10 protein-coding genes are annotated in these 12,597 nt (G+C 60.4%); 3 read left to right on the top strand and 7 right to left on the bottom strand.

Going from position 1 to position 12,597, the window contains the following annotated elements; translation table 11 throughout:
- The first annotated feature begins 905 nt into the window (after positions 1-905).
- On the top strand, positions 906-1,931 hold the full coding sequence (locus ACT6VE_RS27775; protein WP_444801539.1) for an ABC transporter substrate-binding protein: 1,026 nt from the start codon (positions 906-908) through the stop codon (positions 1,929-1,931).
- 125 nt (positions 1,932-2,056) lie between these two features.
- Here ACT6VE_RS27775 and ACT6VE_RS27770 read toward each other — a convergent pair whose 3' ends face one another.
- A complete protein-coding gene (locus ACT6VE_RS27770; RefSeq protein ID WP_444801538.1) occupies positions 2,057-2,233 on the bottom strand; it encodes a hypothetical protein in 177 nt (58 codons plus the stop codon).
- Between ACT6VE_RS27770 and ACT6VE_RS27765 the strand changes: the two genes are divergently transcribed.
- Positions 2,232-3,743: an HAL/PAL/TAL family ammonia-lyase gene (locus ACT6VE_RS27765; protein WP_444801537.1), complete on the top strand. Its 1,512-nt coding sequence runs from the start codon at positions 2,232-2,234 to the stop codon at positions 3,741-3,743. The genes ACT6VE_RS27770 and ACT6VE_RS27765 overlap by 2 nt on opposite strands.
- Positions 3,744-3,926: 183 nt before the next feature.
- Here ACT6VE_RS27765 and ACT6VE_RS27760 read toward each other — a convergent pair whose 3' ends face one another.
- From ACT6VE_RS27760 to ACT6VE_RS27740, 5 genes are all read right to left on the bottom strand, one after another.
- On the bottom strand, positions 3,927-5,129 hold the full coding sequence (locus tag ACT6VE_RS27760; protein ID WP_444801536.1) for a M24 family metallopeptidase: 1,203 nt from the start codon (positions 5,127-5,129) through the stop codon (positions 3,927-3,929).
- A 137-nt stretch (positions 5,130-5,266) separates the two neighbouring features.
- Positions 5,267-6,328, bottom strand: a complete 1,062-nt coding sequence (locus tag ACT6VE_RS27755; RefSeq protein WP_444801535.1) for a flavin reductase family protein — start codon at positions 6,326-6,328, stop codon at positions 5,267-5,269.
- Positions 6,325-7,350: an Ldh family oxidoreductase gene (locus ACT6VE_RS27750; RefSeq protein WP_444801534.1), complete on the bottom strand. Its 1,026-nt coding sequence runs from the start codon at positions 7,348-7,350 to the stop codon at positions 6,325-6,327. Before ACT6VE_RS27750 ends, ACT6VE_RS27755 begins: the two co-directional genes overlap by 4 nt.
- Positions 7,347-8,606 carry an aromatic ring-hydroxylating oxygenase subunit alpha gene (locus tag ACT6VE_RS27745; protein ID WP_444801533.1) on the bottom strand — a complete coding sequence of 420 codons (1,260 nt, stop codon included), beginning with the start codon at positions 8,604-8,606 and terminating at the stop codon, positions 7,347-7,349. The genes ACT6VE_RS27750 and ACT6VE_RS27745 overlap by 4 nt, the downstream gene beginning before the upstream one ends.
- 19 nt (positions 8,607-8,625) lie before the next feature.
- Complete coding sequence (locus ACT6VE_RS27740; protein WP_444801532.1) at positions 8,626-9,828, bottom strand: mandelate racemase/muconate lactonizing enzyme family protein; 1,203 nt, start codon at positions 9,826-9,828, stop codon at positions 8,626-8,628.
- A 106-nt stretch (positions 9,829-9,934) separates the two neighbouring features.
- On the opposite strand from ACT6VE_RS27740, the gene ACT6VE_RS27735 reads away from it, so the two are divergent.
- A complete protein-coding gene (locus tag ACT6VE_RS27735; RefSeq protein WP_444801531.1) occupies positions 9,935-10,900 on the top strand; it encodes a LysR substrate-binding domain-containing protein in 966 nt (321 codons plus the stop codon).
- A gap of 748 nt (positions 10,901-11,648) precedes the next feature.
- Here ACT6VE_RS27735 and ACT6VE_RS27730 read toward each other — a convergent pair.
- Positions 11,649-12,551, bottom strand: coding sequence for a LysR substrate-binding domain-containing protein (locus ACT6VE_RS27730; RefSeq protein ID WP_444801530.1), 903 nt, complete (start codon positions 12,549-12,551; stop codon positions 11,649-11,651).
- Positions 12,552-12,597 lie beyond the last annotated feature (46 nt).

Genomic DNA, 12,597 nt, shown 5'->3' with positions numbered 1-12,597 from the left:
TTGGAAGGGAGTTCGCGTGAGCAGCCGCTTCGCCGGAGTATGGGAATTCATCTCCCAGTTGACGGTTGCCCTCGTAGACCTTGAAGGTAGGCCCCTCGAACTCAAGAATCTTGTACCCGTTCACGTATTCGATCTTTGGCGTTTTCCAACCCATGATGAGTTCTCCTATTCAAGGTCCTGTATTCTCTACCTGAGGAAATGATATCGGTAGCCCACACCCGGCGATCTGTCGGAGCACATATCTGGTAGCAGGGTCTCAATGTGGTAACTCGCACAGTCGATTCTCAGGTGTTGCGCAAAAGACTAATTTTCTGGAGTTGGGCCTGAGGTTCAATTCGGTTCAAGGCAGCATGCATCTCTTCCGACCGAGAGTTCTGCGGCAAGTCACCTCCTCTGTTCTTCAACAGAATCAGGACGTCGTCGTCGAGCGGTCGGCCATCGAATGTGGTGCGGGAACCAAAAACGCGATTGATTGAGTGCTAGTCCACTACTTTCATTTCTGACAACAGGGAGGCGAGTGGGTGCGATGAGCCCCGGCCCGATTGTTCGTGCGTTTTCTATTCATCGCAAAACAACAATTATGACTATCCCGCATGGATCTCATGAGAAGAAATGCAGTTTTCAGGGACAAGTTTGCCAAATATCATTCCGTTAAGTCACTCAACCAGTGATCAGCAACGCAAGGGGAGCGCTTGCAAAGCGCCACGCGCCGGTTTGATGCGGACAGTAGAGAAGAAAGGAGACCGGTGCCGATTGAAACCGCACGCGCGTTCTCGTGTAGCTGAAGGCGGTAGCGGTTAAAAACGGGATTTCAAGGCCGCATGTTCTGTCGGATGGGCGGTCCAGAGCCGGACGCCTGCAAAAACTAGAGAATCATAAACAATACGAAAAACGGGAACTAACAAATGAAATCAAATGTCATTCTTCTCGCCAGCACACTCTTTCTTGGTGCATCGGCGGGTGTAGCGAATGCCTCATACTGTGGTGATGGCAAGACCGTCACCTTCGCCGGAATTGACTGGGAAAGTGGCGCGTTCATCACGGAGGTGATGAAAACCATTCTCAGCAAGGGATACGACTGTTCCGTCGATTCCATCCCTGGCAATTCGGTGACGCTGGAACAGGCGACCGCGAACAACGACGTCCAGATCTTCGCTGAAGAGTGGATTGGACGCAGCGACGTTTGGAACAAAGCGACCGAGGAAGGCAAGGTCCTGGCCGTCGGAAGGACCTTCCTGGGTGCCAGCGAGGGCTGGTTCGTTCCGGACTACGTCGTGAAGGGAGACCCGGTGCGGAGCATAGAAGCCGCAGCGCCCGATCTGAAGGGCGTTTCCCAACTGTCCGACCCGAAATATGTGGCGCTCTTCGCAGACCCCGAAGAGCCGACCAAGGGTCGGTTCCTCAACTGCCCGTCCGGCTGGACCTGCGAGGGCATCAGCACGGCTAAGCTCGAAGCGTACAAGCTTGGTGAAGCCTATGTGAACTTCCGGCCGGGTACGGGCACCGCGCTTGACGCGGCGATCGCCTCAGCTTACCTCCAAGGTGAGCCGATCCTTTTCTACTACTGGTCGCCAACCGCACTCATGGGCAAGTTCAAATTCGTCCAGCTCGAGGAACAGCCATATTCCGAGGCCTGCTGGAAGGAGCTGAGCAGCGCCAATGGCAAGCGGGAAGAGGGCTGTGCTTTCCCCTCCGTCGAGGTGGCATACGGCATCAACAGCACCTTCGCCGAGGAGGCGCCAGAAATTGTCGAGGTTCTCGAAAAAGCGACCTTCCCGCTCGAAGCTATCAATATTAGCCTGGCCTATATGCTGGACAACAAGGTCGACGGGCAGGCTGCCGCCAACGAATTCCTAAAAAAGAACACCGACGTATGGCATGCGTGGGTTTCCCCCAAGGCGCGCGCCAAAATCGAAGCCGGCCTGAAGTAAGGAAAACTGCAAAATTGAGAGCGCTTTGACGGACAACTCCGTCGGGCGTTCTCTCAAGCCACCCTACTGCCTTCAGCTGCTCGCGCGCATGAGCCCTCTTTCCATCAGGGAAGTTCGACGGCGTTTCACTGCTTCAGCTGCAGCAGACGCTGCCCAAGACCGTCGTCTTCATCACCCACGATCTCGACGAGACCGTCCGCATTGGTATGCAGACCGGCGCGCTGACAGAAATCCTGACAAAGCCGGCGGCCGACTATGTCGTCCACTTCGTGAAACGCCATCAACCAATCGGAATATTCCATGACTGAGACCGTCGTCCGCACCGAAAACCCGCTGACCTGGAACGAGATCGCCGCCGTGGCGGACGGGGCGAGCCTTGTCCTGTCCAACAGCGTACGTGTCCGCATGCAGAATGCCCGCGCTATCGTCGAAGCGCTGGTGGAGAAAGGCATCCGTGGCTATGGCATCAACACGGGTGTCGGCGCGCTCAGCGATGTCATCATCAGCCGGGAGAACCAGCAGGCACTGTCGCGCAAGATCATCCTGAGCCACGCCTGTGCCGTCGGCCAGCCCTTCGACATCGCCGAGACGCGGGCGATCATGGCAGCGCAGGTCAACAACTTCGCCCATGGCGCGTCGGGCATCCGCCTCGAGGTTGTCGATCTCCTGTTACATATGCTTGCGAATGGCTGTACGCCGGTCGTGCCACGGCAGGGTTCGGTGGGGTATATCTGCCATACCGCAGCCATCGGATTGGTCCTGATCGGCAAAGGCTACGCGATTTATGGGGGCGAACGGCTCCCCGGCCATGAGGCGCTGTCGCGGATTGGCCGCGCGCCGTTGTCACTCCAGGCGAAGGAGGGGCTGAGCCTCGTGAATGGCACACCCTGCGCGACTGGACTTGCGAGCCTTGCAGCCGCACGCGCCGCCCGCCTGCTGGAATGGGCCGACCTGACTGCGGCTGCGACTTATGAGAACCTGGGCACGCAAGCCGATATTTTCGTGGAGGGTCCGCTCGCGTTGCGTGTTTCCGATGGCATGGGCACGGTGGGCAGCAACCTGCGCCGATATCTTTCCGGAAGTGGCCTGCTTTTAGCCCGCGCCGGTACACGGACGCAGGATCCTTTGAGCCTTCGTGGCATTCCGCACGTCCATGGTGCGGCGCGCGACGCCTTCGAGACCGTCAGCGCATCAGTCGACCGGGAACTTGCAAGCGTTACCGACAACCCGGCCGTTTCCGGCACGACTGAGATGCCCATGGTCCATTCTCAGGCCCATGCCATTGGCGCCTCGCTTGCGCTTTCCATGGATCATCTCGCAGTTGCCTTAGCCTCGCTTGGCGCGATATCCGAACGTCGTATCGACAGACTGGTCAATCCACATGTCAGCGGCCTCCCAGCCTTTCTCGCCGACGACAGCGGCATTCGTTCCGGTTTCATGATCGCGCAATATTCGGCAGCCTCGCTGGTCAATGAGAACCGCCGCCTTGCCGCTCCCGCGAGCCTCGATGGAGGCATTACTTCGGCCTTACAGGAGGACACGCTCACGCATGCGACGCCGGCGGCCATCAAGGCGCTGGACATCGCCGGCAATGTCGAGTTTGTGCTCGCAATCGAGCTCTTGGCCTCGGCACAAGCATACGAGTGCCAAGCCAATGCGAGCGCTTGCGCGCCGGAAATGGAATGGCTCCGAGCGCACATCCGTAGCGTCGTTCCAACATATGTCGATGACCGGCCGATGAGCGAAGATATCGCAAAGCTACGAGACGCTCTGATTGTCAAGGATCTCAGGTCTTTCCAGGCGGCGGCGTAAGTGGCGTCCTAAGCAAATATGGCACTTGGCCCGCGCATTCAGGCGCGGGCCGTTTGTAGCGCTTCACGGATAAAACGATCCTGCATCCGGTGCAGACGCGATAAACTTCATAGCCCTGTGGTCGCACCCTGCCTTTGTATGCCGTTCTTACCCACGGCCAGGCCCAAAATCTGCATGCCACGCCTATCCGAGTCTGTCGTCGAAGTGATAGTTGGACATCCGCTCCACACGGTCCTCGTGGATCAGGAACTGATCCTCAAGCTTCACGCCCTGCTGGCTTGCTTCAGTACCGATATAGCTTTCAATACAGATGATCATGCCCGGCTCGAGTACGCCGGGAAGGGGATAGGGTCGCCCGCGAACATGGTGCGGTATGTTTGGCCACTCACCCTGCATGCCAAGACCATGTCCGATGCAATAGTAGCGGCTGGCCAAATGCTCCTCGGGAATCGGCCATGCCTTTTCCGCCAGTTCACGGAATTCGACGCCGGGCGCCAGGAGCGCTGCGTTGGTTTCCAATTGATCTCTTGCCCGTGCATATAGTCGGCGCTGCTCGTCCGTTGCCTTACCCGAGCCGCAGAGGAAGGTTCGCGAGTAATCGACTGAATAGCCCTGATATCCGACGGCATCGGTATCCAGGCAAAGAAGGTCCCCCTCCTGAAGAATCCTCGCGCCGGCTTCCTGGAAGTACGGATAGGTGTTAGGCCCGCTCTGGAAGAGCCGCGTCACGACGTACTGGCCTTCCTTGGCCATGAGCTGGTAGTGAAATTCCGCCCAAACCTCCGATTCGCTTGCGCCCGGAAGCGCCCGTTGCTCGAGCTGGGCGGTCGCCACGTCAATTCTGCGAAGTGCTTCACGAAGATAAGCGATCTCGATTGGAAGCTTGATTGCACGGGCAGGCGTGAACACCTGGTCGGAATTTTCGAGATGGAATCCTCGGTCGCGCAGTGCGTCCGTCGCATAAAACGGAAACCTGTCGAGTGCGATCTTATCGATGGAGGGATCGACATCGCGGACATAGCCGGCAATCTGATCGGCGAAACGCTTGGCTGCGGCCTGCGGGTCACCACCCGACGCGATCATATCGAGCCCCTCTGCGCTGTCGATATGTGTGATAGTGGGCAATCCCACAGCCAGATGCTCCGATCCGCGGAAATCGAAGAGCACGGTGGGACCGTCGGCAACCATCAAGAGATAGCGTGCGGGCGTGCGCATCGTGAACAGATTCATATTGGTCGCACCCGTCGCGTACATGATGTGGTTTGGGTCCAGGACGACAAGCGCTGGTATGTCCCGCTTTCTCATGAATTCGCGAACACGGTTTTGCCGCTCGGCGTAGAGCGTGTGCTTCAAGGCTTCGAGGTCGGCGTAGATGGCGTTAAACATGTGCAATAACCTCATGTGAACGGACTGAGCTCGACGGAAACACGTCGGCTTGAGCAAGTTGTTCGGTCCGGCTGGCTCGCTCAAAGCGATGGATGGGGGCGCGCGAACGATTTCGGGTGTCTTCTCGGAATCGACGCTCAGGCCTCGATTTCGACATTGCCGAGGGGGCGCGAACAGCAGGCGCGTACATAGCCATCTGCGATCTCGTCGTCGCTGATACCGCCGCGATGTTTCATGTCCACGGCGCCGAAGTGCTTGCGCACGAGACAGATGCCACAAAGGCCGGAACCACATGAAGTATCTAGTTCGAGACCGGCTTCACGGGCGATCTGGAGAAGGGTTTTTTCCCTTGCGGCTGTGACACGCTTGCCGGAGGCCGTGAAGACGACGCAAACGCTTTCGCCGTTATCGGCGAATGCGGATTCAGCAGCCGTCTCGCCCTGAAAGCTCTCTTCGTGATAATGCGCCATGTCAAAACTGGCGCCCGACAGGATGGCACGCACATGGCGCATGAAGCCCTCCGGTCCGCAGCAATAGATTTCGCGGTCGAGGAAATTAGGAGAGAGGGCGGCAATCTTAGCGATATGGATCCGGCCGGTCGACCAGACCTTGGCCATCGGGCGAGCATCCGGTCGCTCGACGACGAAGGCGATGCGCAGGTTCGGCATGCGTCGGGAAAGCATTTCCAACTCGTCGGCGAACAGGCGGTCGTCGTAGGTCTGAACGCAGGTCATGAAATCGACGGTCGCGCTGGGTAGGTAATCGGCGAGGAAACGCGTCAGCGAGATCGAGGGCGTTACGCCCGAACCGGCCGAGAGGAAAAGTGCACTCTTCCTATGATGCTGCTCAATGGTGAAATCCCCCTTTGGACCGATCGCCCGGATCGTATCGCCAGGGCGCAGGTTGTAGAACATCCTGCGCGTGCCGATACTGCCTGCCTGCGCCTTGACGGTCATGGCGACGGTGTGGGGTCGCGACGGCGAGGAGGAAAGGGTGTAGGTCCGCATCGCCGGGCCGCGCTCGACCGGCAGGATCAGGGTCACGAACTGGCCCGGCTGGTCCTGGAAATAGGCGGGCTTCTCCGGCGCGAAGGTGAACGTGCCGACATCCGCCGACTCCACCGTCACGCCGGTGCAGAGCAACCGGTTGTCCCCGTTGCTCCACAGCGGCAGCCTGGCAAGGGACTGGAACTCGATCATGCCGGCGCTCTCTGCGCGCCGGCGGCATAGGCTTCAAGGGACATCCAGATGTCCCGGTCGACTTCGATGCGCGCGGCGTTCTCCTGCCGCGCGGTAAGCCGCCGCGCGCCGGGCACGCGAGTGCCGGGCTCATGGGTCAGCGCGGTCAGCAGGCTTTCGCTGCGCGCAGCAAAATCGGCGATGCCCAACCGTTCCGGGCTGATGGCGAGAATGCACTGGCCGGTGCGCGGCGGGCCGCCCTCGCAATCCCCGAAGGACGACGCCTCGTGCGAGAAATGCGCGCCACTGAGGCCGGCCGACAAAAGATCTACCATCAGCGCGAGCCCAACCCCCTTGTAGCCGCCGATCGCAGTGAGACTGCCGTCCATCGCGGCCTCAGCCGAGGTGGTGGGATTGCCGTCACGGTCGAGCGCCCAGCCTACCGGCAGCACCTCGCCTCGGCGGTGCGCCTCGATGACGGCGACCTTCGCTACAACGCTGGACGACTGGTCAATGACAAGCGGCGCTCCGCTGGCTCGCGGAGCGGCGAAGGCGATCGGGTTGGTGCCGAAGAATGGCGTCCTGCCGCCATGTGGAGCGATTGAGGGTGAGGCGTTTGCGGTCATGATCGCCACGAGTCCGCGTTCGGCGAGCTGCTCGACGAAGTAGCCGAGCGAGCCGCAGGCATAGGAATTGCCAACCGTCAGGATGGCGATACCCGTCTCCTTCGCAGCTTCGGTAAGCGGCAGGATGCCGAGGTCGATCGCAGGATGAGCGAAACCCGTCGCCGCATCGACGGTCACGGCGGCAGCGCTCGGGCGCGTGAGCACCGGAACGGCGTTTCCATCCACCTTGCCGCAGGCGGCGTGCTCGCAGTAGTAGGGCAGGTAAGAGAGGCCGACGATCTTCTGCCCGTCGCGTTCCGCGAAGGCGATGGATCGGGCGACCGAGGCGGCGTTCGCCTCGCTTACATTGGCGACCTTCAGGGTCGCCGTCGCGAGGGATTCGATTTCCGGGAGGGTAACGTTCAGTGTGCCGGTCATGCCGCGTGGTCCTTTGCATTGGAGTAATGGTTGGCGAGCGGTTCCAGCGCCGACAACAGTTCGTCGGCGTACCAGCGGACGAAGTCGCGCGTACCGCCCTCGATGACATCCGAATAGGGGCCGGAGCGATAGGCGCGGCCGCGAATGCCGAGGTGATTGTTCTCGGCGAGCTGGCGGTCCTGGTCATTGGTTTTCGACCAGACCTCGATCAGCCGTGGAATGTGGTAATCGACGTCTTCGACTGCATCCTTGTGGACGAGCCACTTGGTCGTCACCAGCGTTTCCTCGGCATTGAGCGGGAAGACGCGGAAGGTGACTGCATGGTCGGCGAGCACATGGTTCCATGTGTTGGGCAGGTGCAGCAGGCGAACCGAGCCGAGGTCCGGGCTCGTCAGGTTGCCAAGAAGTTTGGTGCAGCCAGGATGGCCGTCCATTGTCATGGATAGCATGCCGCCGGTGAAGGGCAGGCGCACGGCGCGATACTGGAGGTGACCCTCGGTGTGAACGTGCGGCAGGCCCAGCGCATCCCAGTCGAGACCTTTCTTTTCAAGCAGCGCCTTGTAGTCCGGGCTGACCTTCGGATCATTCGGATCGTCGAACTCCGTGATGATGTGCATCAGTTCGGGGTGCGAGCCGGCGCAGTGATAGCACTCGCGATTGTTCTCGATCACCAGCTTCCAGTTGGCCTTTTCGACAAGCGCCTGCGTGTGGACGACCTTGGCGTTGTCGAGGTCGTGCGGCAGCAGATAAGATTCGACCGCGGTGCGGAACGGCTCGAAGGAGGGCGGTTTTTGCGAGAGATTGAGGAAGATGTAGCCGCCTACGACGCCGACTGCGACAGGGACCAGGCCGAAACCGTCCTTCTCAAACGCCTCCCCCATCAATCGGGTGCGCGACAGCTGCCCGTCGAGTTCGTAGGACCATTGATGATAGGGGCAGACGAGACGGTTGGATCGACCCCGCTCGGCAAGACAGATGCGCGAGCCGCGGTGGCGACAGGTGTTGTGATATGCGGCGATCTGGCCGTCCTTCTTGCGCAGGACAATTACGGATTCGCGGGCTATATCGACGCGGATCCAGTCGCCCGTTGCGGGAATCTCGCAGGTCATGGCCGCAAACAGCCACTGCCGCGTGAAGAACAACTCCATTTCCATGTCGAAGAAGTCGCTGTCGACGTAGAAGGGCTGCTCGAGGCTCCAGTCGGGCTTCCGCGCCTTCAGCAACTGGTGGGCGCGATTGACGATATCTTGGTTCATGACGTGGATCCTCGTGCATCTAGCTGAGCGGCAGGCGGCGGAAGGTGCCCGGCAGGTTCGCGTCGTGGTATTTGTTCATGGCGCCGTGCTCCAGGAAGTGGCGGTGGCACCAGTCGAGCTTTTCCTTGGAGAGCGTGACGCCGAGGCCGGGGCCTTCGGGCACCGAAACGACATTGTTGCGGGGCACGAACGGGCCTTCCTCGATCACGTCGAAGGCCTGCATTCGGAAGAGCGACTGGTTCGGCTCACGGATCCAGCCGAGCGCGGCGCAAAGATGCAGGTAGACTGCGCTGCCGATGCCGGAGTCGCCACTGTAGCACCAGAAGTCGATGCCGGCATGCTCGCAGGCACCGACGAAGCGCACCAACCGGCCGATGCCGCCGACGGCAGTCGGATTGCCGCAGATGGCGTCCGGCACCTTCAGCGCCATGGCGCGTGCGATGTCGGCGTTGTGGGTGGAAAAGGGAATCGAACAGTGACGGCGCAGCTCAACCATTTCCTCAACGGTGACGACCGGGTCTTCCCAATTGCGCACGCCGAGGTCCTCCAGCGGACGGGCGAGACGGCGAGCGGTCGCCAACGAATAGGCCTGGTTAGAATCGATACGCAGCATCACGTCGTCGCCGAAGCGCTTGCGAATGAGTTCGAGCATGCGCAGTGAGACGCGCGGATCCTCGGTCGAGAACTTTCCTTCGAAGTAGGTCGTGCCGAAGGTCTCGTTGAGGTGGACGCAATAATCGAGGATTTCTTCCGGTGTGCGTTCGCCACGCACCTTTCGCCCGTCCGGCAGCAGCGGGCCTTGAGAACGCAGCGAGAAGTAGTCTGTGAAGGGTATCTCCTTGCGCACCGCCCCGCCGAGCACCTGATAAAGAGGCATGTTCCAGGCCTTACCCTTCAAATCCCAGAGCGCCGTCTCGACTGCACCGAACGCGGTGATGCGCAGAGGATCGTTGATACTCTGCACGCCGCGCCAGAAAGGGACGCAGGCGAATTCCGCTCCGGCGAGGTCGAAGGCGTCGCGGCCGATCAGCTTCGGCGCCAGTTGGTCGCGGATCACCGAGGCTGCATGCGGGGTAGGAGCCTCCCCGTAGCCCACCAGGCCATCCTCCGTCTCCACCTCGACGATCGTCGTGGAAAAGCCCGGTAACTCGCCGAAGACCCACACATAAGGCGCCTCAAGGACAAGGTTGACTGGCGTCGCCCGGATGGCTTTGATTTTCATGGTGACCGTTTCCCTCAAATAGCTATAAGATGCCGTAAAGGCACATCGTTCCTCGATGCTTGTATTTTAAGGCTTTGATTTTAAAATTGAAAAGAGGATTTTTCTCATGAAATCCATGCGTTATGATCATGCATCGTCCCGGCCCTCTTTCAGTCGCAGACTGCCGCCGATGCACGCGCTGGAGGTTTTCGTCACGGCGGTGCGCTGCGGAACGTTCAGCCGTACGGCAAGTGAGATGTTCGTCACGCAAAGCGCGATCAGCCGCCAGGTGCAGCAACTTGAGGACAATCTCGGGGTTCAGCTGTTCATTCGCCACAAGCGTGGCCTCCGGCTGACACCGGAGGCCGAATCGCTGCTGCCGATCGTGGAGGACGCCTTTACCCGCATCGCACGGGCTTGCAGTAACCTGCGAAATTCCGGCCAGGTCCTGACGCTTCGCATGCCGCCGACGCTTGCGACCCGATGGTTCCTGCCCATTCTGCCGTCACTTCAAGCAATGCTGCCGGACCTCGACGTTCGCCTCACAACCTATGATGCTTGGGAGCCGAGCTTCGAGACGAGCGATATCGACGCAGCCATCGTGCAGGGGCGTGGCGATTGGCCGGACGTCGAGGCGATCCCGCTGTTTCCCGAATTGCTGACACCAGTCAGTTCGCCCGATCTCGCTCGCCACCTGGCGACGCCGGACATGTTGTGCGACAAGCCCTTGCTACACTGCTTTCCGCTAAACGGCTGGCCGCTCTGGCTGGAGGCTGCGAACGCGCAGGACATCGCCTCCCATCGAGGTCAGATCTTCGACACGCTGGAACTGGCGCTTTCGGCGGCTACGCGCGGGCAGGGCGTGGCGCTTGGCGATGTCAATCTCATACAGGAAAGCCTGAGGGACGGGGTCCTTGTTCGCCCCTTTTCTATCGTGGTGGATCGCGGGGTCTCTTACTATCTCGTGTTTCCCAAGGCTCGCGGGCAGGTGCCGAAAATCGCCGCGCTCAAGCAATGGCTTGAGGAAGCCGCCGAGCGGCAGCGGCAAGCCTATGGCTCACTCCAACTCGTGCGGGTGCCGACGCACGATTGAGGTCAGGGTAGACAATCCCGGCCCGCCGCAAGGTTGGCGAGCACCTGCCAAGGCTGCTGAAGATCTGCTTCGCAATATAGGTCTCCAGGTTTTCGTCCGGGCGGGAGGGACGCCAGGCGTCGGAGCCGGGGCATAGCGCTCCGACGGCTATCATTGCCATCAGCGCTGGCCTGTCGGCTGGCATCGGGCCCGCCGTTGCTTCGGGTCGGCATGCGGGCGGCCAGGGCCTCGCCAGCTAGCGTTCAAAGGGCCACGTCTTGAGATGCATGTAACCTTTCAGCGCCGGGCCGTTGCGCACCATCTGGTCTATCGCCACGCCCTGCGGACTCATCGATTCGGCGAATGCTTCCTACATCGCCGCTTCCACCTCCCTTTGCAGCGGTACGCCCTTCGGCTGCGCAGCGACCTAGCCTCCCAGAAGAATGTAGTACCCCTGTCCGTACCGCTCGAGGCGGTAGCTCCTCTATTCGCGGGAAAGATCGCCAATCCCGCCATCGCGGGATGCCGTGTGTGGCAACCATGCCGCATCGGCACTAAGCCGTTGATGATCTCATCATCACGGGCCGACAGGGACCAATCGAAATGATTTTCGGGCGATTCCGATCGTATGGATCTCGAAAATAAACTAGCGCTAGTATTTGGTGCTAACGGGGTCGAGGGTTCGTACCCATTCAAGAGCCTCGGGGCGTCGATATCGCAGCGGGCAGCAAGACACGCAACGCAGCGGCATTGGCGTTCGACGAGTTCATCATTGGGTGCCTTGCCCGCTCCGGCGAGCAAGTTCGATGATCCAGTCTTTCGTTTGCTCAACGGAGAAGCGCCGCCGCGGGGCGGATTTTGCCACGAGAAACTCGCGGTAGTCGCTCGTCCTCTCACTGATCGGGAGCTTTACCAGGTCACCCTTCTCAACGGCTTGGCGGACATAAGGGTGCCAACCCAGGGCAACGCCGTGGCCGAAGCGCGCGGCTTCCAGCACCATGGCGTAGGTCGTCATCCGCCGGATAGTCGAGCTGTCTCCCGCTTCGAGCCAGGTATTCCAGTCCATCAGCGGGCTGGTGTAGTTCTCAAGCTGCAGCAAAGGAACACGGCGGAGGCAATTTGGTCCCTGAATGCCATGCTCGGCGACGAAGTCTCTTGATGCGACGGGGTAGACCCGCTCTTGCAAGAGCGGATAACTTTCCACGTTGGGCCAAGCCCCGGTCCCGAAACGGATTTCGAGATCGAAGTCGTTGTTGCTGAACTCCGGTAGTTCGTCGATGCAGACCAGATGCAGGCGAATATCGGGAAACTGGGCATAGAAGGCGCCCAGCGCCGGCATGAGCCAAAGCGAGGCGGCGGCAACATTGACGCGGAGCGAGACGACCCCGTCATCCTCGCGCGGCAAGGCCTTTGCCGCATGTTCGATGCTGCGGAACGCGGTCGTAACCGCATTCTGGAACTGCTGTCCGGCGGCGGTGAGCCGGATCCGCGTTCCCTGCCGTTCGAACAGGTCCGTTCCCAGGGCCTGTTCGAGCTGCTGGATGCGCCGGCTGATCGCCGGCTGGGCGACGAGCAGTTCACGCGCCGCGCGGCTGAAATTGCCGTGCCGAGCAGCGGCCTCGAATGCCACGAGGTTATCAAGAGTTCCGACTGTTTTCCTAAGGTCGCTCATGCTTATCCCAACCGACGCGGAAAGCATCGGTACTCTCGTTTCGCTG

Source organism: Shinella sp. (assembly GCF_052438155.1).
In the GTDB taxonomy this organism is placed as follows: domain Bacteria; phylum Pseudomonadota; class Alphaproteobacteria; order Rhizobiales; family Rhizobiaceae; genus Shinella.
This window is presented reverse-complemented; position numbering and strand designations above follow the sequence as displayed.

What these genes read in the sequence shown, in the direction of transcription:
- ACT6VE_RS27775 (WP_444801539.1), top strand. Translation starts at nt 906, where the DNA reads ATGAAATCAAATGTCATTCTTCTCGCCAGCACACTCTTTCTTGGTGCA.
- ACT6VE_RS27750 (WP_444801534.1), bottom strand. Translation starts at nt 7,350, where the DNA reads ATGACCGGCACACTGAACGTTACCCTCCCGGAAATCGAATCCCTCGCG.
- ACT6VE_RS27735 (WP_444801531.1), top strand. Translation starts at nt 9,935, where the DNA reads ATGAAATCCATGCGTTATGATCATGCATCGTCCCGGCCCTCTTTCAGT.
- ACT6VE_RS27770 (WP_444801538.1), bottom strand. Translation starts at nt 2,233, where the DNA reads ATGGAATATTCCGATTGGTTGATGGCGTTTCACGAAGTGGACGACATA.
- ACT6VE_RS27755 (WP_444801535.1), bottom strand. Translation starts at nt 6,328, where the DNA reads ATGATCGAGTTCCAGTCCCTTGCCAGGCTGCCGCTGTGGAGCAACGGG.
- ACT6VE_RS27765 (WP_444801537.1), top strand. Translation starts at nt 2,232, where the DNA reads ATGACTGAGACCGTCGTCCGCACCGAAAACCCGCTGACCTGGAACGAG.
- ACT6VE_RS27745 (WP_444801533.1), bottom strand. Translation starts at nt 8,606, where the DNA reads ATGAACCAAGATATCGTCAATCGCGCCCACCAGTTGCTGAAGGCGCGG.
- ACT6VE_RS27730 (WP_444801530.1), bottom strand. Translation starts at nt 12,551, where the DNA reads ATGAGCGACCTTAGGAAAACAGTCGGAACTCTTGATAACCTCGTGGCA.
- ACT6VE_RS27740 (WP_444801532.1), bottom strand. Translation starts at nt 9,828, where the DNA reads ATGAAAATCAAAGCCATCCGGGCGACGCCAGTCAACCTTGTCCTTGAG.
- ACT6VE_RS27760 (WP_444801536.1), bottom strand. Translation starts at nt 5,129, where the DNA reads ATGTTTAACGCCATCTACGCCGACCTCGAAGCCTTGAAGCACACGCTC.